This window comes from Streptomyces sp. CB02009, assembly GCF_001905825.1.
GTDB lineage: Bacteria > Actinomycetota > Actinomycetes > Streptomycetales > Streptomycetaceae > Streptomyces.
The window spans coordinates 29471-53003 of the sequence record NZ_LIVV01000011.1; the positions used below are offsets into that span (position 1 = coordinate 29471).

Annotated in this window: 14 protein-coding genes; 4 read left to right on the top strand and 10 right to left on the bottom strand. The window is 71.8% G+C overall.

Annotated features, from left to right (window positions below; all coding sequences use genetic code 11):
• Positions 1–44: 44 nt before the first annotated feature.
• Positions 45–590, top strand: coding sequence for a GNAT family N-acetyltransferase (locus AMK27_RS34800; protein ID WP_198955990.1), 546 nt, complete (start codon positions 45–47; stop codon positions 588–590).
• On the opposite strand, the gene pulA is transcribed toward AMK27_RS34800, so the two are convergent.
• The 7 genes from pulA to AMK27_RS34835 all read right to left on the bottom strand — a co-directional run bounded on the left by pulA (position 577) and on the right by AMK27_RS34835 (position 13817).
• Positions 577–5877 (bottom strand): pullulanase-type alpha-1,6-glucosidase, encoded by a 5301-nt coding sequence (gene pulA, locus AMK27_RS34805; RefSeq protein WP_073917444.1) that lies wholly within the window; start codon positions 5875–5877, stop codon positions 577–579. The two genes, AMK27_RS34800 and pulA, sit on opposite strands and share 14 nt — an antisense overlap.
• Before the next feature lie 110 nt (positions 5878–5987).
• Positions 5988–7700 (bottom strand): carbohydrate-binding module family 20 domain-containing protein, encoded by a 1713-nt coding sequence (locus AMK27_RS34810; protein ID WP_073917445.1) that lies wholly within the window; start codon positions 7698–7700, stop codon positions 5988–5990.
• Positions 7701–7822: 122 nt separating this feature from the next.
• Complete coding sequence (locus AMK27_RS34815; RefSeq protein WP_073917447.1) at positions 7823–8908, bottom strand: LacI family DNA-binding transcriptional regulator; 1086 nt, start codon at positions 8906–8908, stop codon at positions 7823–7825.
• The gene (locus tag AMK27_RS34820; protein ID WP_073917448.1) at positions 8896–10575 is read right to left on the bottom strand and encodes a glycoside hydrolase family 13 protein; all 1680 of its coding nucleotides are present in this window, start codon (positions 10573–10575) and stop codon (positions 8896–8898) included. The genes AMK27_RS34815 and AMK27_RS34820 overlap by 13 nt, the downstream gene beginning before the upstream one ends.
• Positions 10576–10637: 62 nt before the next feature.
• Positions 10638–11513, bottom strand: coding sequence for a sugar ABC transporter permease (locus AMK27_RS34825; RefSeq protein ID WP_073917896.1), 876 nt, complete (start codon positions 11511–11513; stop codon positions 10638–10640).
• Positions 11507–12520, bottom strand: coding sequence for a carbohydrate ABC transporter permease (locus AMK27_RS34830; protein ID WP_073917450.1), 1014 nt, complete (start codon positions 12518–12520; stop codon positions 11507–11509). The genes AMK27_RS34825 and AMK27_RS34830 overlap by 7 nt, the downstream gene beginning before the upstream one ends.
• Positions 12521–12539: 19 nt before the next feature.
• Positions 12540–13817, bottom strand: coding sequence for an extracellular solute-binding protein (locus tag AMK27_RS34835; protein WP_073917451.1), 1278 nt, complete (start codon positions 13815–13817; stop codon positions 12540–12542).
• Between the two features lie 359 nt (positions 13818–14176).
• On the opposite strand from AMK27_RS34835, the gene AMK27_RS34840 reads away from it, so the two are divergent.
• Both AMK27_RS34840 and AMK27_RS34845 read left to right on the top strand, forming a co-directional pair.
• On the top strand, positions 14177–15205 hold the full coding sequence (locus AMK27_RS34840) for a LacI family DNA-binding transcriptional regulator (RefSeq protein ID WP_073917453.1): 1029 nt from the start codon (positions 14177–14179) through the stop codon (positions 15203–15205).
• A 213-nt stretch (positions 15206–15418) separates the two neighbouring features.
• Positions 15419–16408, top strand: coding sequence for a phosphatase PAP2 family protein (locus AMK27_RS34845; protein WP_073917454.1), 990 nt, complete (start codon positions 15419–15421; stop codon positions 16406–16408).
• Here AMK27_RS34845 and AMK27_RS34850 read toward each other — a convergent pair.
• Together AMK27_RS34850 and AMK27_RS34855 are read right to left on the bottom strand one after the other, a co-directional pair.
• Positions 16392–17963 (bottom strand): amidohydrolase, encoded by a 1572-nt coding sequence (locus tag AMK27_RS34850; RefSeq protein ID WP_073917456.1) that lies wholly within the window; start codon positions 17961–17963, stop codon positions 16392–16394. The two genes, AMK27_RS34845 and AMK27_RS34850, sit on opposite strands and share 17 nt — an antisense overlap.
• Positions 17870–19510, bottom strand: a complete 1641-nt coding sequence (locus AMK27_RS34855; protein ID WP_241847690.1) for an APC family permease — start codon at positions 19508–19510, stop codon at positions 17870–17872. The genes AMK27_RS34850 and AMK27_RS34855 overlap by 94 nt, the downstream gene beginning before the upstream one ends.
• A gap of 99 nt (positions 19511–19609) precedes the next feature.
• Here AMK27_RS34855 and AMK27_RS34860 point away from each other — a divergent pair, with 99 nt between their 5' ends.
• The gene (locus AMK27_RS34860) at positions 19610–20221 is read left to right on the top strand and encodes a TetR/AcrR family transcriptional regulator C-terminal domain-containing protein (protein WP_073917457.1); all 612 of its coding nucleotides are present in this window, start codon (positions 19610–19612) and stop codon (positions 20219–20221) included.
• A 121-nt stretch (positions 20222–20342) separates the two neighbouring features.
• On the opposite strand, the gene AMK27_RS34865 is transcribed toward AMK27_RS34860, so the two are convergent.
• Positions 20343–23345, bottom strand: coding sequence for a bifunctional [glutamine synthetase] adenylyltransferase/[glutamine synthetase]-adenylyl-L-tyrosine phosphorylase (locus tag AMK27_RS34865; RefSeq protein WP_073917459.1), 3003 nt, complete (start codon positions 23343–23345; stop codon positions 20343–20345).
• Positions 23346–23533: the final 188 nt, after the last annotated feature.

Sequence of the window (23533 nt, forward strand, 5' to 3'; positions counted from 1 at the left end):
GATACGGCTTTCGGATGTCTGGCCACAGCCTTACGGTGATCGTCATGACGGCACAAGTGACCTTCCGGCAGGCGGACGCCGGTGACGCGGACCTGCTGGTGGACCTGTACGACGGCGCGGCCCGGTGGATGCTGCGGAGCGGGATCGACCAGTGGAAGCCCGGTGGGAAGAGCGCCGAGCACTTCCGCGAGCGGGTCGGCGCCGGCGAGGTGTGGCTGGCGTCGCACGGCGGCCTGGCCGTCGGCGCGTACGAGTTGTGGTGGGCGGACGAGCAGGCCTGGGGCCCGCAGCCGCCGGTCGCCGGGTACGTCCACCGGCTGATGACGGACCGGCGTTCCGCGCCCGCCGGGACCGGACGGGAGCTGCTCGCGCACGCGGAGGGCCGTGTCGCGGCCGGTGGGCGGTCGGTCGCCCGGCTGGACTGCTTGTCGAACAACCCGCGGCTCCGTACGTACTACGAGGCCGCGGGGTACCGTGCCGTCGGCGAGGAGCCGGGAAAGCTCGCCGCCGACGGCACGCGCTACGGGGTGACCCTGATGGAGCGGTCGCTCACCCCGGGTCCTGCGGGTGGGGCCGTCACCTCGCCGTGAAGACCGCCACCGTCCGCGCCGGGACCGTGAAGGTGCCCGAACCCGGCGCGTAGGACGACGTCTTCACGACCGTGTCGGAGCCGTTCGCCTGCACCGGGTGCAGGGCGTACGGCGTCCCGGCCAGGCCGGGGATCCGCTGCGTCTGCTGCCGCGGGCTCGCGTTGAGGACCACCACCAGGTCGCCCAGGCGCATCGTGATGACGCCCGGGGTCTCCTCGGGGCCGGAGAGCGGGAAGGACAGGGTGTCCTGCACGCGGTTCGCGGTCGCGAGGGAGAAGGCCGGCTCGGTGGTGCGGATCTTCTGGAGGTCGCGGTAGGCGGCGGAGGCGCCGTCGATCTGCGCGCACCCGACGTTCAGGGCCGGGTTCACCAGGAGCGGCTTTCCGTAGCCCCACTTGGCCTTGTTGTCGGGGGCCGGCGGGAGGCCGCGGCCGAAGCCGTTGCCGTCGCCGCAGTCCCAGTGGATCGCGTTGAACCAGTCGCCGCTGTCGTACGAGTTGCGGTCGAGGGACTTGGAGCGCAGCAGGTCCGAGCCCGCCTGGGAGAGCGCCGGGCCCTGCGAGAGGGTCGCGGTGGCCATGGCGAGGACCTGCATGCGGGCCCGGTCCGCGGCCGGTGTGCCGGCCGGGAGCTTGAAGGCGAGGGCGTCGTACAGGGTCTCGTTGTCGTGGGCGTCGGCGTAGGCGAGGGCCTCGCCGGGGGCGGCCGCGTATCCGGCGGGGGCGCCGTTGTAGTCGACCTGGCTGCCCTTGACCGTGCGGCCTGAGGTGTCGGTGAAGGAGTAGTCGGCGAGGTTGCCGGTCAGGCCGACCTTGATGAGGTCCTGGTAGTGGAGGAGCCGGGCCTTCTGCTGCTCCGGGGTGCCGTTGGCGGTGGACGTGTTGGGGTCGGTGAAGAGGCCGGAGGCGAAGCCCTGGACGCCGGGGTCCTCGTCGAAGGGGCCGCCGCCGCGGACGGCGTCGCGGGCCCGGTCGGAGAAGGTCGCGACGCCGGTGCCGGCCATGTTCTTCTGGGTGGCCTGGACGAAGCGGGCGTCGTCGGCGATCTCGCCGAAGTTCCAGCCCTCGCCGTAGAGGATGATCGCCTTGCCGTCGACGCCGTCCTCGGCGACGGTCAGCTCGTCGAGGGCCTTGCGCACGGCGAGGATGTTCGCCTTGGGGTGGTGGCCCATGAGGTCGAAGCGGAAGCCGTCGACCTTGTAGTCCTTGGCCCAGGTGACGAGGGAGTCGACGACGAGCTTGCCCATCATCGCGTTCTCGGGGGCGGTGTTGGCGCAGCAGGTGGAGGTGGCGACGGTGCCGTCGGCCTGGAGGCGCTGGTAGTAGCCGGGGACGATCCGGTCGAGGACGGACTTGTCGGACTGTCCGGAGGCCACGGTGTGGTTGTACACGACGTCCATGACGGTGCGCAGGCCGCTGCCGTTGAGGGCCTGGACCATCTGCCGGAACTCGACGGTGCGGCGGGTCCCTTCGGGGTCGGTGCTGTAGGAGCCCTCGGGGACGGTGTAGTGCAGCGGGTCGTAGCCCCAGTTGTAGGCGTCCTTGGCCGCGGCGGCGGCGACGCAGGCCTGCTGCTCCTCGGAGTCGGGGGCGTAGACCTTGAGGTCGCAGGCGGGTTCGGTCCGGTCGGACTTCTTCTCGGGGATGGTGCCGATGTCGAAGGCCGGGAGGAGGTGGACGTAGGAGGTGCCGGAGGCGGCGAGCTCGCGCAGGTGCCGGGAGCCCTTGCTCGCCTTGTCGGTGAAGGCGAGGTAGGTGCCGCGGTGGTCGGCCTTGGCCGTGGGGTCCGCGACGGAGAAGTCGCGGATGTGGAGTTCCTGGATCTGGGCGTCGCGCAGCGGCACGGCGGCCGGCTTCCTGAGTCCCCGCCAGCCGGCCGGGGCGAGCTTCGGGTCGGTGAGGTCGACGGCGAGGCTGCGGGCCGAGTCGGTGGTGAGGGCGGTGGAGTAGGGGTCGGTGACCTTGTTGGTGACGATCTTCTGGACCGTGGGCGCCCAGACCTTCACCACGTAGCGGTACGGCTTGCCGGTCCAGGACGCGGGTCCGGTGACGGACCAGACGCCGGAGGTGTCGTCGCGCCGCATGGGCAGGGTCCGGCCGTCGAGTTCGAGGGCGACGGACTGCGCGGTGGGGGCCCAGACGGAGAGGCCGACCCGGCCGCCGCGGAAGACGGGGCCGAGGGCGGCGCCGGTGGCCTTCTTCGCGTAGAGGTCGTCGAGGACTCCGGCGGTCTGCACGCCGGTGGCGGCGAGCAGGGCGCCGTTGGCGGCGCGCTGGGTGGCGATCAGCTGTCCGCGCAGGGAGGCGCGGACGCGGTCGGTGTCGCGCGGGTCGACGGTGAAGGCCGGGTACTCCGCGAGGTGGGGGTACTTCGCCTTCTGGGCGTCGGTGAGGGCGGTCCGGTCGAGCCGGAGCCACTGGCCCTCGGTGTTCAGGGCGCCGTCGGTGACGGTGATCCCGCCGTCCTTCGCGTACACGAGCTGCTGGCTGGTGGCCTCGGTGGCCTTGACCTTCCAGACGACGGTGTTCCGGTCGATCCACTGGGCCTCGGCCTTGCCGAGGTCGAGGTTCGGGGCGCCGCCGACGGTGGGGAGGAGGTACTTGGGCTGTCCGGCGAGGGCCCAGACCTCGTGGCCGAGGCTCGCCAGGTCGAGGGACTGGTCGGTGGGGAGGTCCTTCTCGTCGCCCTTGTGGAGGATGTACGAGAGGGAGGTGGCGCCCTCGGTGAGCGGGACCTCGTAGACGGCGCCGTAGGCGTCGACGCGGGTCGGCATGAGGGGCTTGGACCAGTCGGTGGGCTGGGCGGCGCCGGTCCAGGTGTGGAGGCCCCAGCCCTCGTAGTTCCCGTCGGGCCGCTGGTAGTGGATGACGGCCTTGGTCTTGTCCTGCGGGGCCGGGGACGGGTTCGTGTCGGACTGGCCGTCGGCGCCCTGCGTGATCCAGACCTCGCCGGTGCGGCCGAGGTCGACGGTGCGCTGCGGGCCGTCGGCGGTGCCGTTCTTCTCGACGGTGTACGCGACGGTGGACGCGCCTTCGGGGACCTTCACCCAGGCGAAGGCGCCGTGGGCGTCGCGGCCGGTGAACGCGGCCTCCTGGCCGGCGGCCTTCAGGGTCCAGCCGTCGTAGTTCCCGTCTTCGCGCTGGTAGTGGACGACGGCGTGGGCGCGTTCGACGGCGACCGGCTTCTGGGGCGCGGGGGCCTGTCCGGCGGTGCTCCCGGCGGTGGCGCTCGCGATGCGGCCGGTGCTGTCGACGACGACGGCCTTGTAGCGCAGGGCGGTGCCGGCGGGGGCCGTGACGTGCTGGGTGACCTTGTAGGGGGCGTGGTCGGCGGTGCCGAGGGTCTGCCAGCGGCCGTTGCCGGTCTGGGCGGCGAAGACGACGCGGTTGAGGCCGCCGCCGCTGACGTCGGCGGTGAGCTCGACGGTGCCGGTGGCTCCGGCGGCGGGGGCCCTGAGGCTGACGGAGGGCTTCACGGCGGGGGCCGGGAGGGGCTTGTCGGCCTTGAGGACGAGGGAGGAGAGCGCGGGGACGGTGACGGTGACCTTGCCGCTCGCGGCGGCCACCGCGCCCTGGCCTCCGTACAGGGCGCGGAAGTCCGCCGAACCGACGGGGACGGTGACCGTCTTCGCGGTGGTGGCGCTGTTGGTGGCGACGAGGTATTCGGTGCGGGTCTTCGGGTCCGTACGGGAGAAGGCGTACACGGAGCCCTCGGCGTACCGTTCCTGCTGGACGCCGTCGCGGAGGGCCGGGTGCTCGCGGGTCAGTTTCGACAGGGCGGCGACGGACCGGTACACCGGGTGGGTGGGGTCGTACGCGTCGGTGGCGTGGGTGCGGTCGGTGCCGAGCTGGTCGTCGTCGAGGTAGTCGGCGGTCTTCGAGGCGAAGAGGGTCTGGCGGGCGTCCTTGTCGCCGCCGGGGCCGGTGAAGCCCTGCTCGTCGCCGTAGTAGACGACCGGGTTGCCGCGGGACAGGAACATCAGCTCGTTGGCCAGCGTGGCCCGGCGGACGAGTTCGGTGTCGGAGGCGTTCGGGTTGTCCTGCTTGAGGAAGGTGCCGATGCGGCCCATGTCGTGGTTGCCGAGGAAGGTCACCTGCTCGTAGGCGTTGGCCTTGTCGGTGGTGTACCGGTAGTCCTCGGCGAAGACCTTGGCGAGCCGGTCGGCTCCGGCGCCCTGGGAGGCGAAGGCGCGGGAGGCGTCCTGGAAGGGGAAGTCGAGGGTGGCGTCGAGCCGGCCTCGGGTGACGTACGGGGAGGTGACGGCGGTGTCGGCGGAGTAGACCTCGCCGAACATGAAGAAGTCCTCGCGGCCCTGCTTCTTCGCGTAGGCGTCGAGGGCGGTGGCCCACTGGGTCCAGAAGTCGAGGTCGACGTGCTTGACGGTGTCGATGCGGAAGCCGTCGATCTTGAAGTCGCGGACCCACTTCTCGTAGATCCGCTTCATGCCGTCGACGACCTCGGGACGCTCGGTCCACAGGTCGTCGAGGCCGACGAAGTCTCCGTACTCGGCGGACTCGCCGACCCAGGTGGAGTCGCCCCGGTTGTGGTACATCGAGGGGTCGTTGAGCCAGGCCGGGACCTTGGTGTCCGCCTTCTCCGCGGAGGCCACGGGGGTGTACGGGAAGGAGTCCCGGTCGACCTTCCCGACGGCCTCGCGGTCGTCGAAGGGGCGGCCGTCCCTGTCGAGGTACGGGTAGGCGCCCTTGGGGCGGTAGCCGTACTTCTGCTCGGCGTAGTCGACGGTGTCCGCGGTGTGGTTGGTGATGACGTCGAAGAAGACCTTCATGCCCTTGCGGTGGGCGGCCGCGATCAGCTTCTCCAGGTCCTCGTTGGTCCCGAAGTGCGGGTCGACCTGGGTGAAGTCGGTGATCCAGTAGCCGTGGTAGCCGGCGGAGGCGTCCTTGCCCTCGCCCTGCACGGGCCGGTTCTTGAAGATCGGCGCCATCCAGATGGCGGTGGTGCCGAGGCCCTTGATGTAGTCGAGCCGCTCCGTGAGGCCCTTGAGGTCGCCGCCCTGGTAGAAGCCCTTGTCGGTGGGGTCGAAGCCGGTCTGCGTCCGGCTGCCGGTGAGGCCGCCCCGGTCGTTGGAGGTGTCGCCGTTGGCGAAGCGGTCGGGAAGGACGAAGTAGAACTGCTCGCGGGTGAGGTCCTGGCGCGCGGGCTCGGCCGCGAGCGCCCGGTCGGAGGGCGGGGCCGGGGGCCTGGGCGCGGCGGCCGCGGGGACGGCGGGCACGAGGGCCGCGCACAGGGCGGCGGCCAGTGCGACCGCCGTTCGCTTGCGTGTCACGGGGGTGCTCCCTGGAGGAGGGACGAGTGTACGGATACGGGTGCGGGTGCGGGTGCGGGTACGGGTGGGAGGGCCGCCCCGGGTGGGGCGGCCCTGGAGGGGTGGGGAGGTCAGCTGCGGAAGGTGTCGTTCACGGCGATCTGGCCGGAGGCGGGGACGGTCGCGGTGCGGTTGGCGCCGGACTCCCAGGTGACGTTCCCGGCGGCGTCCTTGCGGAGGTACTTGTACTCGAAGGCCGTTCCGGCGGGCAGCGCGACCGTGCGCTTCCAGACGGGGTATGTCGCCGGGTCGAGCTTCAGGGCGGCGGCCGGGGACCAGTTGCCGAGTTCGGCGCGGTTGCCGGTGACGTAGATGTCCTGGCCGGGCACGGTGGTGGCGGTGGCGTTGAAGGACGCGCCCGAGGTGGCGGGCGGGGTCGTCGGCGGCGTGGTCGTGCCGGAGCCGCAGTTCGTCGCGTTCACGTGCAGGGCCAGGGCGGTGTTGGCGCCGAGGGTGGCGGTGAACTGGCCGGACCCGTTCACCGTCACGGGGGTGTTCGACTGGACGTCGCAGTAGGTGCCGGCGGGCAGCGAGGTCTGGAAGGTGCGGGTGAGCGTCGAGGTCTCGTGGTTGATGGCCACGTACGCCTTGGTGCCGCGGCCGAACGCGATCGCGTTGCCGCCGTTGTCCCACCAGCCGGTGACGGCCTGGCCGCGCGCGGTGTTGCGGAAGGCGACCATGGAGGAGATCTCGCGCCAGGCGTGCTGGCACTTCCAGCCGTCGGTGTAACAGGCGTTGACCTGGCCGTTGTTGGGCGGGCCCGCGTCCTTGTCGGTCCACTCGTAGCCGGAGTGGACGTCCGGGGAGCCGTAGGGCCAGGCGAGCATGAAGACGGAGGCGAGGGTGTAGTTCGCGCCGTCCTTGTAGGAGAGGGTGTCGCCGCCGCGCTCGGTGTCGTGGTTGTCGACGAAGACGCCGGACTGGCCGGATGCCATGTAGCCCCAGGCCTCGCCGAAGTTCTTGAGGTAGGCGAGCTTCTCGTTCTGCAGGACGCGCTTGAGGTCGCGGGCGTAGCGGAACTCCTGGACGTCTCCGCTGCCGAGGTACTCGCTCGGGGAGACGGCCTCGCCGGCGCCGTGGATGGCCTCCAGCTTCCAGTACACGCCGGGGTTGGTGAGCCGCGACTTGACGTTGGCGAGGTCGGCGGCCGGCATGTGCTTGGCGGCGTCGACGCGGAAGCCGTCGACGCCGAGGGAGAGCAGGTCGTTGAGGTAGCCGGCTATCTTCCCGCGGACGTAGTCCTCGCCGGTGTCGAGGTCGGGGAGCTGGACCAGTTCGCAGTTCTGGACGTTGCCCCGGTCCTGGTAGTTGGAGATCGTCGCGCGGCAGTCGTCCATGTCGGAACCGGAGTACAGGCCCGGGTAGTCGTACTTGGAGAACGGGGTCCCGCCCGTTCCCGTACCGGAGCCGTTCGCCATGTGGTTGATGACGGAGTCGGCGACGACCTTGACGCCGGCCGCGTGGCAGGTGTCGATCATGTTCTTGAAGGCGGTGCGGTCGCCGAGACGTCCGGCGATCTTGTAGCTGACGGGCTGGTACGAGGTCCACCACTGGCCGCCCTGGAGGTGTTCCTGGGGCGGGGAGACCTGGACGTATCCGTATCCGGCGGGGCCGAGGCGGTCGGTGCACTCCCGGGCGATCGAGGCGAAGTTCCACTCGAACATCACCGCGGTGACGTCCTTCTCGCCGGGCGGGGCGGCCTGGGCCGGGGCGTTTCCCGTGACGGCCACAGCGGCGGCTCCCGCCACGAGGGCGAGTGCAGCGGCCACGGTTCTGCTGGCCATGATTCCTCCTGCTGACTTCACTGTCGCAAGAAGTTGCCGAAAGGTTCAGCAACTGTTTTCAGCCGTGACCGTACGAGTGCCCCGACGCCCGGTCAACCCTCCGGACACCGCAACGCAAGTTGTTACGCAATGACTTGCGGCAGCGCGGCGCGCACGGGCGGCTGCGCCGTGGAGCCGCGGACCACCAGCTCCGGCTGGAACACGAACTCCGTGCGCTGCACCGGATTCCCCTCGATCTCCTCCAGGAGCGCGCCGACGGCCGCCGTCGCCATGGCCTGGACGGGCTGGCGGACGGTGGACAGCGGGGGGCTGGTGAAGGCGATCAGCGGCGAGTCGTCGAAGCCGACGACGGAGACGTCCCCCGGCACGTCGAGGCCCCGGGCGCGGACGGCGCGGATCACGCCGAGCGCCATCAGGTCGGAGCCGCAGACGATGCCGGTGCAGCCCTCCCGCAGCAGGATGTCGGCGGCCGCGTGCCCGCCCTCGACGCCGAACAGCGTGGGTCTGATGAACCGCTCCGCGTCGGCGCGTTCGACGCCGAGGAGCTCGTACAGCTCGGCGGTGAAGCCCTCGGCCTTGCGGCGCGAGGGCACGTAGCGGGTCGGGCCGATGGCCAGGCCGATGCGCTCGTGCCCCAGCTCGACCAGGTGCCGCACGGCCATCCGCGCCGCGGCCCGGTCGTCCGGGGAGACGAAGTTGGCGTCGATGTGCTCGTTGTAGCCGTTGATGAGGACGTACGGCACACCGCGGGCGGACAGCCGGGCGTAGCGGGCCGGGTCGGCGGAGGCGTCCGCGTGCAGCCCGGAGAGGAAGACGATGCCGGCCACCCCGCGCTCCACGAGCTGCTCGACGAGCTCGTCCTCGGTGGCGCCGCCGGGCATCTGGGTGCAGAGCACCGGGGTGTAGCCGTGCCCGGCCAGGACCTGCTCGACGACCTGCGCGAACGCCGGGAAGATCGGGTTGGTCAGCTCGGGCACGACGAGCCCGACGAGCCCCGCGCTGCGGCGTTTCAGCCGTACGGGGCGCTCGTAGCCGAGCACGTCGAGCGCCGCGAGGACCTTGTGCCGGGTCGCGCCGGCCACCCCCGCCTTGCCGTTGAGGACACGGCTGACGGTGGCCTCGCTGACCCCCGACTGGGCCGCGATGTCCGCGAGCCGCGGGGCGCCGTTCCCGGCGCCCCGCGGCAGGGGGATCGTCACACCGCCCACCAGGCGGTCGCGTCGGCGGGCAGGACCGCGGTGTCCTCGCCGTCGACGGTGACGGTCTCGATCTCCTCGTTGGAGAGAAGGAACCGGCCGGGCAGCGGGACGGAGATGGCCCGGCCGGTGGTGTTGGCGATGCAGGCGAAGCCGTCGCGGCGGAAGGAGAGCACACCCTCGGGTGCCTCCAGCCACTCGACGGCCTCGCCCGCACCGAGTCCGGGCTGCGCCCGCCGGACGGCGAGGGCGCTGCGGTACAGCTCCAGGGTGGAGCCGGGGTCGCCGGTCTGCGCCTCGACGCTCAGGCCGCCCCAGCCGGCGGGCTGCGGCAGCCAGGAGCCGCCGGCGCCGAAGCCGTACGAGCTGCCCTCGGCGGTCCACGGGATCGGGACACGGCAGCCGTCGCGGAAGCCGTCCTGGCCGGAGGCCCGCCAGAACGACGGGTCCTGGCGGACCTCGTCCGGCAGGTCGGTGACGTCGGGCAGGCCGAGCTCCTCGCCCTGGTAGACGTACGCGGAGCCGGGCAGCGCCAGCATCAGCAGGGTCGCGGCGCGGGCCCGGCGCAGACCGAGGGCGCGGTCGCCGGCCTCGCGGAGCTGGGTGCCGAGACCCGCCGGGTTGGCGAAGCGGGTGGCGTGCCGGGTGACGTCGTGGTTGGAGAGCACCCAGGTGGTGGGCGCGCCGACCGGGCGCATCGCCTGGAGCGAGTCGTCGATGACGCGGCGGAGCTCGGCGGCGTCCCAGTGGGTGCCCAGGTACTGGAAGTTGAAGGCCTGGTGCATCTCGTCGGGGCGCACGTAGTTCGCGGTGCGGTCGACGGTCGGGGTCCAGGCCTCGGCGACGAGGACGCGCTCCCCGTCGTACTCGGAGAGCACCTTCCGCCAGGAGCGGTAGATCTCGTGGACGCCGTCCTGGTCGAAGAAGGGCATGACGTCGTTGCCGAGCAGCTTCAGCTGGTCGTGGGCGCCGAGGTCGGGCAGGCCCTCGGCCTTGACGAGGCCGTGGGCGACGTCGACGCGGAAGCCGTCGACGCCCATGTCGAGCCAGAAGCGGAGGATCGAGCGGAACTCGTCGCGGACGGCGGGGTGTTCCCAGTTGAAGTCGGGCTGCTCCGGGGCGAAGAGGTGGAGGTACCAGTCGCCGGGGGTGCCGTCCGGGTTCTCCGTGCGGGTCCAGGCGGGGCCGCCGAAGATGGACTCCCAGTCGTTGGGCGGCAGTTCGCCGTTCTCGCCCTTGCCGGGGCGGAAGTGGTAGCGCTCGCGCAGGACCGAGCCGGGGCCCTCGCGCAGCGCGCGCTGGAACCACTCGTGCTGGTCGGAGGAGTGGTTGGGGACCAGGTCGACGATGATGCGCAGGCCCAGGGCGTGGGCGTCGCGGATCACGGCGTCGGCGTCGAGGAGCGAGCCGAACATGGGGTCGATGGCCCGGTAGTCGGCGACGTCGTAGCCGGCGTCGGCCTGCGGCGAGGCGTAGAAGGGGGAGAGCCAGACGGCGTCGACGCCGAGTTCCTTGAGGTACGGCAGCCGGCTGCGGATGCCCTCCAGGTCGCCCATGCCGTCGCCGTTGCCGTCGGCGAAGCTGCGCGGGTAGACCTGGTAGATCACCGCGTCTCTCCACCAGCCCGTGTGCGTGCCGGTGGTCGGGGCGTCGGCCGGGGTGGCGAGATGCTGGGTCATGTCTTCCCTGGGAGGTAAGGAGGTGCGTGCAGAGGTGCGTGCAGGGGCCGGGCGCAGGGCCGTCAGCCCTTGACGGCACCGGCGGACATGCCGGTGACGAGGTGGCGCTGGGCGAAGAGGAACACCAGGGCCGCGGGGATGGCGATGAGCACGGAGGCCGCGGCCATCGGACCCCACTGGGCGCCGTACTGGTTGACGAACTTCTGGAGTCCGCCGGCGAGGGTGAGGTTCTCGTCGCCGACCATGAAGGCGGAGGCGTAGGCGACCTCGCCCCAGGCGGTGATGAACGAGTAGAACGCGGTGACCGCGATGCCCGGCTTGGCCAGCGGCAGGATCAGCCGCCAGAAGGTGCCGAAGGGCGTGAGGCCGTCGACGTAGCCGGACTCGTCGATCTCGCGCGGGATGGTGTCGAAGAAGCCCTTCATCATCCACGCGCAGAACGGGACGGCGATGGTCAGGTACGTGATGACCAGGCCGGCCGGCTGGTTGAGCAGGCCCATCGACGCCATGATGTTGTAGATCGGCACGATCAGGACGGCGACCGGGAACATCTGGGTGATGAGCAGCGTCCACATCAGGCCGCGCTTGCCGGGGAAGCGGAAGCGGCTGACGGCGTAGCCCGTGGTGGCGGAGATGAAGACGCCGATGACGGTGGTGAGGGCGGCGACGAGCAGCGAGTTGCCGAACCAGGTGAGGAACGGGGTGTCGTTCAGCAGGTTCGTGTAGTTCTCGAGCGTCGTCTCCTTGAAGAAGTCCGTGGTGATCGCGTACTTGGCCGGCTTGAGCGAGGTCAGCAGGACCCACAGCACGGGGAAGACGGCGATCACGGACGCCACGATCAGGGTGACGTGCAGGGCGACCGAGGCGAGCGGTGAACGGCGGCCGCGGATCGGCGCGTTGACGACGGCCTGGGGGGTGGGGGTCGTGGTCGTCACCAGACTTCTCCCTGCTTGCGGAGGACTCGCCGGTAGACCGCGGCGAAGAGCATCAGGAGGACCAGGATGAGCACGCCCCAGGTGGAGGACTGGGCGAAGTCGCGCGGACTGACCTCGAAGGAGAACTTGTACGCCTGGGTGACGAGGATCTGGGTGGCCTCGCCGGGTCCGCCCCGGGTGAGCAGGAAGATCACCGGGAACATGTTGAAGGTCCAGATGGTGGAGAGCAGGACCACCGTCGTCGACACCGAGCTCAGGCCGGGCATGGTGATGTGCCGGAAGCGCTGCCAGGCGTTGGCGCCGTCCATCTCGGCGGCCTCGTACAGCTCGCCGGGGATGGACTGGAGCCCGCCGAGGAGGGCGACCATCATGAACGGCACGCCGAGCCAGACGTTGACGAGGATGACGGAGAACTTGGCCCAGGTGGGGTCGTTCAGCCACGGCACGGCGTCGATGCCGCCGCCCGCGAGGATCTTGTTGAGGAGGCCGTTGTCCTGGTTGTAGAGGAAGCGCCAGGCGAAGACGGAGACGAAGCCGGGCACGGCCCAGGGCAGGATCAGCAGCAGCCGGTAGAAGGAGCGGCCGGCGATCTTGCGGTTGAGGACGTTGGCGAGGGTGAGGCCGAGCGCGAAGGTGACGGAGACGCAGGCGACCGTCCACAGCAGCGTCCAGCCCAGGGTGGAGAGGAACTGGCCGCCGGTGAGCGCGTCGGCGTAGTTGTCCAGGCCGACGAACTCGTAGGTGGCCGGGATCTCGTTGACGCCGATCGACCGTGCGACGTTCCGCTCGTTGGCGTCGGTCAGCGACAGGTAGATGCCGCGGACCAGCGGATAGCCGATGATCACCGCGATCACGATCGTCACCGGGGCGATCATCGCCCAGGCGTACCAGTGGGTGGCGAGGGAGCGCTTCCTGACGCTCCTGCGCTTGCCAGTTCCGCGGCTCCGGCCGCGGGCGACGCTGTCGCCCGCGGCCTTCACCACCGACTGGCTGGGGGTGTCCACAGCCATCAGCCGGCCTGCCTTCCTGTTACTTCCAGTCCTTCAGGAGCTTGCGGTAGGCGTCGCCCGTCGCCTTCGCTCCCGCGTCCGGGGTGGTCTGGCCGGTGAGGACCTTGGTGTACTCGGTGACGAGGGGCGCGAAGAGGCTGCCGGTCTCCGGGATCCAGGGGCGCTCGACGGCCTTGTCGACGACCGGCTTGAAGAAGCCGATCATCTCGTTGGTCGCGACGTCGGGCTTGATGAAGACGGACTCGCGGGTCGGGAGCAGGCTGAGCTCCTTGGCGACCGTCGCCTGGGTCTCGGCCGAGGTCATGTACTCGGCGAAGGCGTAGGACGCGTCGAGGTTCTTGGAGCCCGCGTAGACGGCGAGGTTGTGACCGCCCTGCGGGGCGCCCTGGCCGGCCGAGCCGGCGGGGACCGGGGCGATGCCCAGGTTCGCCTTGTCGGTGAACTCCTTGCCGGCGTAGGTGTCGGCGACGGCCCACGGGCCGTTGATCATCATGGCGACCTTGCCTTCCTTGAAGGCGGTCTGCATGTTGTTCCAGCCGTCGGTGGCGTCGGTCTTGGCGGCACCGGAGTCCACCAGGTCCTTGACGACCTTGAAGCCCTTCACACCGGCGGCGTTGTCGACGGTGATCTGCTTCTTCTCGGCGTCGACGAGGTCGCCGCCCTCGCCGTAGAGGAAGGAGAGGAACCAGTAGGCGTCGTCGCCGCGCAGGTAGAGGCCGGGGTTGCCGGTCTTCTTCTTGATCTTGGCGGAGACGGTCTTGAGCTCGTCGATGGTCTTGGGGACCTCGACACCGGCCTCCTTGAAGATCTTCTTGTTGTAGAAGATGCCCATGGAGTCGATGACCTGCGGGACGGCGTAGGTCTTGCCGTTGTACTTGGTGGAGGCGGCGGCCTGCTCCAGGAAGTCGTCCGCGTCCTTGAGGGCCGGAGTGCCGTCGAGCGGGGCCAGGTAGCCGAGGTCGGCGAACTCGGGGGTCCAGGCGACCTCGGAGCGGATGACGTCGGGGGCGCCGGAGCCGGACTGCGCGGCGTTCTTGAACTTGTTCTGCGCCTCGCCGAACGGCACGTTCACGTACTTGACGGTGACCTTCGGGTGCTTCTTCTTGAAGTCCTCGGCGACCTTCTTGAAGACCTTGTCCTCGGAGCCGACCGTGGAGGTGTCCCACCAGGTGACGGTGCCGGAGAGCTCGCCCGAGCCCTTCGCGCCGCTGTCGCCCGAACCGCTGTCACTCCCGCACGCCGCCAGGGTCACGCCCAGGGCCGCGACCAGCGCGGTGGCCGCTATGCCACGCCGCATGTGAACTCCTTCAACTGATCCCGGGGGGACGAGGGGCTGGAACCTTCCTCATGCGACCGCTCCCTCGCGGCGCTCCGGGTTGCCAGGAACGTAACAGGGATGAAAACGAGCCGAAAGAGCTTGCGGGAACTTTCTGCAAGGACCGGGGATCGTTACATCCGCGTGTCCCGAAGGTTGCCGTTGAATCGCTTGACAGCAGCTGACACGCGCCCCTCAGGCGCTGAACGGCCCCGTGCGCACGCCCCCGACGCACCACGCACGCCCTGCAAGTCCTGCAAGACCTTGCGGAGTGGCTTGCATCACGCGTACCTCATCCGTGCGGTGGGCAATACGCCCCGTGACCGGTACAGTCCATCCTCATGACCGCGCGGCTCTCCGACATCGCAGCCCAGGCGGGGGTCAGTGAGGCCACAGTCAGCCGCGTGCTCAACGGCAAGCCCGGTGTGGCCGGGGCCACCCGCGAATCCGTCCTTGCCGCGCTCGACGTGCTCGGCTACGAGCGGCCCGTACGACTGCGCCAGCGCAGCGCGGGCCTCGTCGGCCTCATCACCCCCGAGCTGGACAACCCGATCTTCCCCGCGCTCGCGCAGGTCATCGGGCAGGCCCTGACCCGGCAGGGATACACCCCGGTGCTCGCCACCCAGACCCCCGGCGGGTCCACCGAGGACGAGCTCACCGACATGCTGGTCGAGCGGGGCGTCGCCGGCATCATCTTCGTCTCCGGACTGCACGCCGACACCACCGCCGACATGACGCGCTACGACCAGCTGCGCGGCAAGGGTGTCCCGTACGTCCTCCTCAACGGCTTCTCCCCCAAGGTGCAGGCGCCGTTCGTCTCCCCCGACGACCGGGCCGCGATGCGGCTCGCGGTGACGCACCTGGCCGCGCTCGGCCACACCAGGATCGGGCTCGCCGTCGGACCGAAGCGGTTCGTGCCGGTGCTGCGCAAGATAGAGGGCTTCCAGCAGGGCATGGCCGAGCGGCTCGGCCTCGGCCCCGACGAGTCCGAGGCGCTGATCCAGCACTCCCTCTACACCCTGGAGGGCGGCCAGGCCGCGGCCGGCGCGCTGATCTCCCGCGGCTGCACGGCGGTGGTGTGCGCCAGCGACATGATGGCGCTCGGCGCGATCCGGGCCGCACGGCAGCAGGGGCTCGACGTCCCCAGGGACGTCTCCGTCGTCGGCTTCGACGACTCTCCCCTCATAGCGTTCACCGATCCGCCGCTGACCACCATCCGGCAGCCCGTGCAGGCGATGGGGCAGGCCGCGGTCCGCGCGCTGCTCGAAGAGGTCGGGGGCACTCCCGCCCCGCACTCCGAGTTCGTCTTCATGCCCGAGCTGGTCGTCCGCGGGTCGACGGCCTCGGCCCCGCCCGCCGTACGCGCCTGACCACGTACGCGTCGTCCGTACGCGTCCGACGCCCGCGCGCGCCGAACCCGCTCCCGCTCCCCCGCCCGACCCGCCCCCGACCTGTCCCTGTACCTGTTTCCGACCCTTACGGCACCCTCCGTACGACCTCGTTCCTGAGGTGGACCGGGTGCGCCCCGAACCCGTCGGAGGGATGATCGGTCGGGGGGAAGGGATCTGGCAGACTCTCTCCCTATGGGTGAAACGACCGTGAAGAGTTTGGACAACCGGACGACCCCGTCGTCACCCACCGTGGCCGACGGCAGGTTCGCGCGCCTCCGTGCGCGCGCGCCGCGGCGTCCCACGATCTGGTTCGAGATCGCGCTGATCGCGGTGAGCTACTGGACGTACTCGCTCATCCGCAACGCGGTGCCGGAGCAGAAGGCCCAGGCGCTCAAGAACGCCGACTGGATCTGGCAGGCGGAGGAGTCCCTCGGCCTGGCCTTCGAGCACGCCGTCAACCATGCCGTGAACTCGGTGACATGGCTGATCGTGTCGATGAACTACTACTACGCGACGCTGCACTTCGTCGTGACCATCGGTGTGCTCGTGTGGCTGTACCGATGGCACCCGGGCCGTTACGCGGCGTTCCGGACCGTCCTGTTCGCCACCACCGGTGTGGCCCTGGTCGGTTACTACCTGTACCCGCTCGCGCCGCCCCGGCTCATGAACGGCCAGGACTTCGTCGACACGGTGCTCGTCCACCACACCTGGGGCTCGATGGCCTCGGGCAACCTCAAGCACGTGTCGAACCAGTACGCGGCGATGCCGTCGATGCACATCGGCTGGTCCCTCTGGTGCGGCCTGACGATCTTCCTCCTGGCCAAGGCGCCCTGGGCGAAGATCCTCGGCCTGCTCTACCCGATGGCGACCCTCGTCGTCATCGTCGCCACCGCCAACCACTTCTGGCTGGACGCGGTCGGCGGCATGATCTGCCTCGGCTTCGGCTTCGCCGTCTCCTACTTCTGGTACGGCTCCCGCCCGCACCGCCTGCCCAAGCTGGTCGAGCCGATGCCGGGCGTGGTGACGCGCGGCGGCCCGCCTCCGAAGGGGGAGGCGGACCGCGAGGACGCCCGGGCCGGTGCCGCCCCGTCCACCGGGACGGGCACCGGGACGGGCACCGGGACGGACCCGGCCGAGAAGACCGGCACGGAGCCGGAGCGCTCGGTCAGCTCCGGTAGGTGATCCGGCCGCCGGCGACGGCGAGGCGGATCGGGGCGTTCTCCGTCTCGTCCGCCGGGGCCTCCACCGGGTCCACCGCGAAGGCGGTGAGATCGGCCCGGTGGCCCGGGGCGATCCGGCCCGCGATCCGCTCCTCCCCCGCCGCGACCGCCGCGTGGGTGGTCATCCCCTCCAGGGCCATCAGGCCCGTGAGCCCGTGCCGGGCCGAGGCCGCGCCGCGCGGGGCCCGCGCGGTGGCGAGGACCTGCCGGGCGTCGTAGTGGGCGATGGGCCAGTCCGAGCCGAGTGCGAGGTACGCCCCCGCGTCCCGGAGGTCGCGGCAGCGCCAGGCGCGGGCCGCCCGCTCCTCGCCGAGCCGCCTGGACCACTCGTCGGTGTGGTCGGCGCGGGTGTACGCGGTGTGCGGGGGCTGCATCGAGGCGACGACGCCGAGCGCGGCGAACCGCCCCAGCTGGTCGTCGGGGACCGTCTCGATGTGCTCGACGCGGTGGCGGGGACCGCCGGGGCCCAGCGCTTCCACGGTGTCGAGGACGTGCCGTACGGCGGCGTCGCCGATGGCGTGGGTGGCGGTGCCGACGCCCGCGCGGTGCAGATGGCGCACGGCGGCGGAGTACGCGGCCGGATCGGGCCAGAAGGCGTCGGTGCCCCGGCCGTGGCAGTCGGCGTGCTCCAGCCAGGCGGTACCGCCCTCGACGGTGCCGTCCATGAAGAACTTCACGCCGCCGACCGCCCACATCCGCCCGGCCCGCCCCTGGAGCCGTACGAACCCGTCCAGCTCCTCCTCGCCGACGCCCGGCATGCACCAGGGCGCGAGACGGAGGCGCAGCGGCAGCTCGCCGTCCTCCTCCAGGGCGGTCAGGAGGCCGGGTACGTCGGGTCCGCCGAGGTCCATGACATGGGCGGAGGTGAGTCCGGTGGCGGCCATGGCGGTGAGCAGGCCGACGAGCCGGTCGCGGCGCTCGGCGTACGGCTGGGCCGGCAGGACCGGGGTCAGCAGGTCCATGGCGGCGTGCTCGACCAGGTGCCCGGTGGGGCGGCCCTCGGTGTCGCAGACGATCTCGGAGAGCTGGGCGAAGGCGCGGGGCCCGTCGATGCCGGCGGCCTTGAGGGCGGCCTCGCTGGCCAGGACCGAGTGCCCGTCGTAGAGGCGGAGGTACGCGGGGGCGCCGCCGAGGACGTCCTCGATCAGGTCGCGGTGGACGGGGCGGCCGCCGAAGACGTTGTGGTCGAGGCCGAAGCCGATGATCCAGCCGTCGCGGCGCTCGGCGCCGCGGAGGGCGGCCCGCAGTCCTTCGAGGTCGGTGACGCCGGACAGGTCGGTGCCGGTGAACATCTCCAGGCCCCAGACGGGGTGGCTGTGGGCGTCGGTGAGACCGGGGGTGAGGGTGGCGCCGGCCAGGTCGACGACCTCGGTGCCGGGGCCGCGCCAGGCACGGGCGTCGGCGGCGTCGCCGAGGGCGGTGATCAGTCCGTCGCGGACGGCGACCGTGGTGTGGCCGCTCGGCTCGGGGGTACGGACGCGGGCGTCGACGAGGAGGAGGTCGGGGGCTGCGGACACGAGGGGTCGGCTCCTTCGGCGTGCGGGTGGGGGTGCGGGTCGAGGTGCGGGTGGGGGTGCGGCCGGGAGTACGCGGCGCCGGGAGGGTCGGTCTGCGCGGCGCCCGGCGGCTCGGTGGGCGGTTCCTCGGCGAAACGGGCGTAGACCTCGGGGCGCGTGCGGCGCAGCCGGTACGCGAGGAGGAGCCCGAGGACGAGGACGGCGGGGACGACGGCGACGAGGACGGTGTTGACCGTCGGGGAGGCGCCGGTGAAGAGCTCGACCTTGGAGGCGACCAGCCAGATCGCCACGGCGAGCAGGACGGCCGCGGCGCCGGGGGCGACGAGGGTGCGCAGGGCGCCCTCCTGGTGCGGGACGCGCCGGAAGTAGCGGACGACGGCGAGGGCGGCGAGCAGCATCAGCGCCATGAGCCCGAGCATCCCGGGGGTGTTCACCCAGAGCAGCAGCTGGGTGTACGGGTCGGCGCCGGCGGCCGCGAAGCCGAGGACGACCACCGCGCCGAGCACGGTCTGGGCGAGGCCCGCGACGTACGGGGAGCGGTGGCGGGGGTGGATCCGGCCGAGGGCGGCGGGGAGGACGCCCTCCTCGGAGAGGGCGAGGGCGTAGCGGTTGATCGCGTTGTGGAAGGCGAGCAGCGAGGCGAGGATGCTGGTCACGATGAACACGTGCATCAGGTCGGCGGCCCAGGGGCCGACGTAGGTGGTGATGGCGGCGAAGAAGAGTCCGCCGGTGTCTCCCGCGGCGGCCTCGACGACCTTGTCGTCGCCGAAGGCCTGGATCACGGTCCAGACGACGAAGGCGTAGAAGAGGCCGAGGAACCCGACCGCGATGTAGGTGGCGCGGGGGATGGTGCGGGCCGGGTCGCGGGCCTCGCGGCGGTAGATGACGGTGGACTCGAAGCCGGTGAAGGCCGAGAAGGCGAAGGCCAGGACGGCCGCCGTGCCGGGGACGAGGACGTTGCCCGGGGCGAAGGAGGCGAGGGAGAGCCCGTTCGCCCCGCCCTCGATGAGTACGCCGCCGGCGAGGAGGACGAGTATGCCGGTCTCGGCGACGAGCAGGACGCCGAGGACCTTGGCGCCGAAGTCGATGGAGCGGTAGCCGCCGTACCAGATGACCAGCAGGCCGGCGAGGGCGATCGGGAGCCAGGGCAGGTCGGTGCCCCCGAGGGCGCCCGCGGTGTCGGAGGTGGCGGAGCCGAGGAGTCCGTAGACGCCGATCTCCATGCCGTTGTAGCCGACCATGGCGACCAGGGCGGCGGCGATGCCGAGCGGCTTGCCGAGTCCCTGGGCGATGTACGCGTAGAAGGCGCCGCCGCTGCGGACGTGGCGGCTCATGGTGGTGAAGCCGACGGCGAAGACCGCCAGCGTGATGCCGGCGAGGAGGTAGCCGGCCGGTGCTCCGATGCCGCCGAGGACGAGGGCGATGGGGGCGACGCCGGCCATCACGGTGAGCGGAGCGGCGGCGGAGACGACGAAGAAGGAGATGTCGGCGGTGCCGAGGGTGCCGGTGCGCAGGCCGGGTGGCTTGTCGGAGGTGCTGGAGGACATGCGGGAGAAGCCCTTCTCGTAAACCTAAAGGCTTTCGGTTGGCGCAATGTAGCCTCGTGTCCAACGATTCGGGAAGACCTGAACAGCGGGAGAACGTCCATGGGCCGGCCGCACAAGCCCCTGCTCGACCGGGTGCGCATCACCACCACGGCACTCGAACTCGTCGACGAGCAGGGCGACTTCAGCGTCCCCCAGATCGCCAGACGACTCGGTGTGCAGACGGCCTCGGTGTACCACCATGTGGACGGCAGGGACGGCATCGTGGAGCTGCTGCGGGAGCGGATCTGCGCCGCCATCGACGGCGGCACCCTCGACGGACGGCCCTGGGACGCGGCCGTCGCCGCCTGGGCGCGCTCCTACCGGGCCGCCTTCGCCGCCCACCCGAAGGCGATCCCCCTGCTCACCACCTCGCCGGTGCGCGCCCCGCGGGTCCTGGAGCAGTACGAGAAGGCGGTCGCCCTCCTCCTCGACGCGGGCTTCGCCCTCCCGGACGTGATGCCGGTGATCATCGCCCTGGAGAACCTGGTCCTGGGCTCGGCCCTCGACATGGCGGCCCCGGAGGCGATGTGGGAGCTCGCCGACGACACGGCGACCCCGCGGCTCGCACGGGCGCTCGCCGCCTTCCCCGAGGGCGGCCGCACCGACACCGCCTTCGAACTGGCCCTGGCCGGCTACCTGACGCACATCCGGGGCATGCCGGACGGGGCGTAGCCACGGGGCCGACCCTCGTGCGGCGCCGGCTCACGTGCGGGGTCGACTCACGCGCGGCGCCGGCCTGCCCGCACCGCCGGGCCCCCGCGGCGGCTACGCCCGCGCGACCGCCCCGGCGGGCCTACGCCCCGTAGAACAGCTCCTCGACGACGGCGCGGGCCCGGCGGGTGATCCGCCGGTAGTCGTCGACCATCTCTCCGACATGGCCGGCCTCGTACCCCAGGTACCGCCCCACCGCGGCGAGTTCGCGCGGGTCCGAGGGGAAGGTGTCGCCGGGCCGGCCGCGGACCAGCATCACCGCGTTGCGCACGCGGGTGGCGAGCACCCACGCCTCGTCCAGCGTCTGCGCCTCCTCGGTGGGGATGAGGCCGGCCGCGTGGGCCGCCCGGAGCGCGTCGCGGGTACGGGTCGTCCGCAGCCCCGGCTCCGCCCAGCCGTGCTGCATCTGGAGCAGCTGGACCGTCCACTCGACGTCGCTCAGGCCGCCGCGCCCCAGCTTGGCGTGGAGGGTCGGGTCGGCGCCGCGCGGCAGCCGCTCGGACTCCATCCGGGCCTTGAGGCGGCGGATCTCGCGGACGGCGTCCTCGCCGAGACCCTCGGCCGGATAGCGCAGCGGATCGGCGAGTTCGATGAACCGCTCCCCCAACTCGCGGTCGCCCGCGATGGGTTCGGCACGCAGCAGCGCCTGGCTCTCCCAGACGAGGGACCAGCGGTGGTAGTAGGCCGCGTACGACTTCAGGGTGCGGACCAGGGGGCCGCTCTTGCCCTCCGGCCTGAGGTCCGCGTCGATCAGCAACGGCGGGTCTGCGGTGGGGAGTTGGAGCAGCCGTCGCATCTCGGCGACCACCTTGCCCGCGGCCTTGGCCGCGTCCTGCTCGTCCACGCCCTCGCGCGGCTCGTGCACGAACAGGACATCGGCGTCGGAGCCGTACCCCAGCTCGTGGCCGCCGAAGCGGCCCATGCCGATGACGGCGAACCGGGTGGGCAGCTCGTCGCCCCACTCGGCGCGGACGGCGGCGCGCAGGGCGCCCGCGATCGTCGCCGCGTTGAGGTCGGTGACCGCCTCCCCCACCCGGTCGACCAGCGCGCCCGGGTCGGGCTCGCGGGGGCTGTCCTCGGTGCCGTACGAGCCGATGAGATCGGCCGCAGCGGTCCGGAACAGCTCCCGGCGGCGCACCCCGCGGGCCGCCGCGACGGCCTGCTCGGCGTCCGACGCGCGGCCCACCGCCGCCAGGACCTCCTGCTCCAGGTGCTCCCGGCCGCGCGGCTTCAGCCCCTCCGGGTCGCCGAGCAGCGCGACCGCCTCGGGGGCGCGCAGCAGCAGGTCGGGGGCGAGGCGTCCGGCGGAGAGGACGCGGGCGAGGTTCTCTGCGGCGGCGCCCTCGTCCCGGAGCAGCCGCAGGTACCAGGGGGTCTTGCCGAGGGCGTCGGAGACCTTGCGGAAGCCGAGCAGGCCGGCGTCCGGGTCGGCCGAGTCCGCGAACCAGCCGAGCAGCACCGGGAGCAGCGTCCGCTGGATCGCGGCCTTGCGGCTGACCCCGGACGCCAGGGCCTCCAGGTGGCGCAGGGCGGCGGCGGGGTCCGCGTACCCCAGCGCTTCGAGCCGCTGCCCGGCGGCCTTCGTGCTGAGCCGGATCTCGCCGGGGGCGAGCTGGGCGACGGCGTCGAGCAGCGGCCGGTAGAAGAGCTTCTCGTGCAGGCGGCGGACGACGGCCGCGTGCCGCTTCCACTCCTTGTTCAGCTCGGCGACCGGGTCGGTGCGCAGCCCGAGCGAGCGGCCGAGGCGGCGCAGGTCCGCGTCGTCCTCGGGGACGAGGTGGGTGCGGCGCAGCCGGTACAGCTGGATGCGGTGCTCCATCGCCCGCAGGAAGCGGTAGGCCTCGTCGAGCTGGGCGGCGTCGGCCCGGCCGACGTACCCGCCGGCCGCGAGGGCGGCGAGCGCGTCGAGGGTGGAGCCGCTGTGCAGTCCGGCGTCGCTGCGGCCGTGCACGAGCTGGAGCAGCTGCACGGCGAACTCGACGTCGCGCAGGCCGCCGGGGCCCAGCTTGAGCTCCCGGTCGATCTGTGCGGCGGGGATGTTGTCGACGACCCGGCGGCGCATCTTCTGCACGTCGGGCACGAAGTTCTCGCGCTCGGCGGCCTGCCAGACGAGCGGGGAGACGGCGTCGATGTACTGGGCGCCCAGCTCCGGGTCGCCGGCCACCGCGCGCGCCTTGAGCAGCGCCTGGAACTCCCAGGTCTTCGCCCAGCGCTGGTAGTACGCGAGGTGGGAGGAGAGCGTACGGACGAGCGGGCCGTTGCGGCCCTCGGGGCGCAGATTGGCGTCGACCGGCCAGATCGTGCCCTCGACGGTGGTCTCCGAGCAGATCCGCATCAGGTGCGAGGCGAGCCGGGTCGCGGCCTGCATGGCCTTGGCCTCGCCGCCCTCCGGGTCGCCGGCCTCCTGGGCAGGCTCCCCCACGAAGATCACGTCCACGTCGGACACGTAGTTCAGCTCGTGACCGCCGCACTTGCCCATCGCGATCACGGCGAGCCGGCACAGGGCGGCGTCGGCGGGCGCGGCCGCGCGGGCGATGGCGAGCGCGGCGCGCAGGGTCGCCGTCGCCAGGTCGGCGAGCTCGGCGGCGGTCTCCGCGACGTCGATGGTGCCGCACACGTCACGGGCCGCGATGGCCAGCAGGCACCTGCGGTAGGCGACCCGCAGCGAGACCTCGTCGGTGGCCTCGGCGAGACCCCGCTCGAACTCGGCGACCCCCGGGTGCAGGTCGGCCGCCTCGTACGTGACGAGGGACTCCCAGTCGCGCGGGTGCCGGGCCAGGTGGTCGGCGAGCGCCTCGGAGGCGCCGAGCACCCCGAGGAGCCGGTCCCGGAACGGCTTGGCCGCGAGCAGGGTGGTCGTGAAGGTCTGCCGCTCCGTCTCGGGCTGCGCCTCGACGAGGCGGACGAGACCGCGCAGGGCCAGGTCGGGGTCGGCGGTCGCGCCGAGGGCGTCGAGGAGGACGTCGTCGCCGCGCAGCGTGGACAGCTCGGGCACGTCCAGGAGCCGTTCCGCCCCCGACGGGTCGGTGAATCCGTGCCGCAGCAGACGTGAGAACGTGCTGCTCCTGCGTCCCGGCACCGTCATTCCGCCGCTCCCTCCGAGCAGGTCCGCCCCGGGGCCGACCCCAGGGCTCACCCCCGGGTCGGAACCCGGGCGGATCGAGCCTATCCGGAGCGGGGGACGGGGGCGTTCAGGCCTGCGGTTCGCAGCGGATCACACGTGATGTCCCGCACATCGATGGCTTTTCGAGTCCGATGAACCGTATTCCTTGA

Excerpts from the sequence above, each read along its gene's own strand:
- AMK27_RS34800 (WP_198955990.1), top strand. The coding sequence starts at position 45 with ATGACGGCACAAGTGACCTTCCGGCAGGCGGACGCCGGTGACGCGGAC.
- AMK27_RS34810 (WP_073917445.1), bottom strand. The coding sequence starts at position 7,700 with ATGGCCAGCAGAACCGTGGCCGCTGCACTCGCCCTCGTGGCGGGAGCC.
- AMK27_RS34820 (WP_073917448.1), bottom strand. The coding sequence starts at position 10,575 with ATGACCCAGCATCTCGCCACCCCGGCCGACGCCCCGACCACCGGCACG.
- AMK27_RS34830 (WP_073917450.1), bottom strand. The coding sequence starts at position 12,520 with ATGGCTGTGGACACCCCCAGCCAGTCGGTGGTGAAGGCCGCGGGCGAC.
- AMK27_RS34835 (WP_073917451.1), bottom strand. The coding sequence starts at position 13,817 with ATGCGGCGTGGCATAGCGGCCACCGCGCTGGTCGCGGCCCTGGGCGTG.
- AMK27_RS34840 (WP_073917453.1), top strand. The coding sequence starts at position 14,177 with ATGACCGCGCGGCTCTCCGACATCGCAGCCCAGGCGGGGGTCAGTGAG.
- AMK27_RS34845 (WP_073917454.1), top strand. The coding sequence starts at position 15,419 with ATGGGTGAAACGACCGTGAAGAGTTTGGACAACCGGACGACCCCGTCG.
- AMK27_RS34855 (WP_241847690.1), bottom strand. The coding sequence starts at position 19,510 with ATGTCCTCCAGCACCTCCGACAAGCCACCCGGCCTGCGCACCGGCACC.
- AMK27_RS34860 (WP_073917457.1), top strand. The coding sequence starts at position 19,610 with ATGGGCCGGCCGCACAAGCCCCTGCTCGACCGGGTGCGCATCACCACC.
- AMK27_RS34865 (WP_073917459.1), bottom strand. The coding sequence starts at position 23,345 with ATGACGGTGCCGGGACGCAGGAGCAGCACGTTCTCACGTCTGCTGCGG.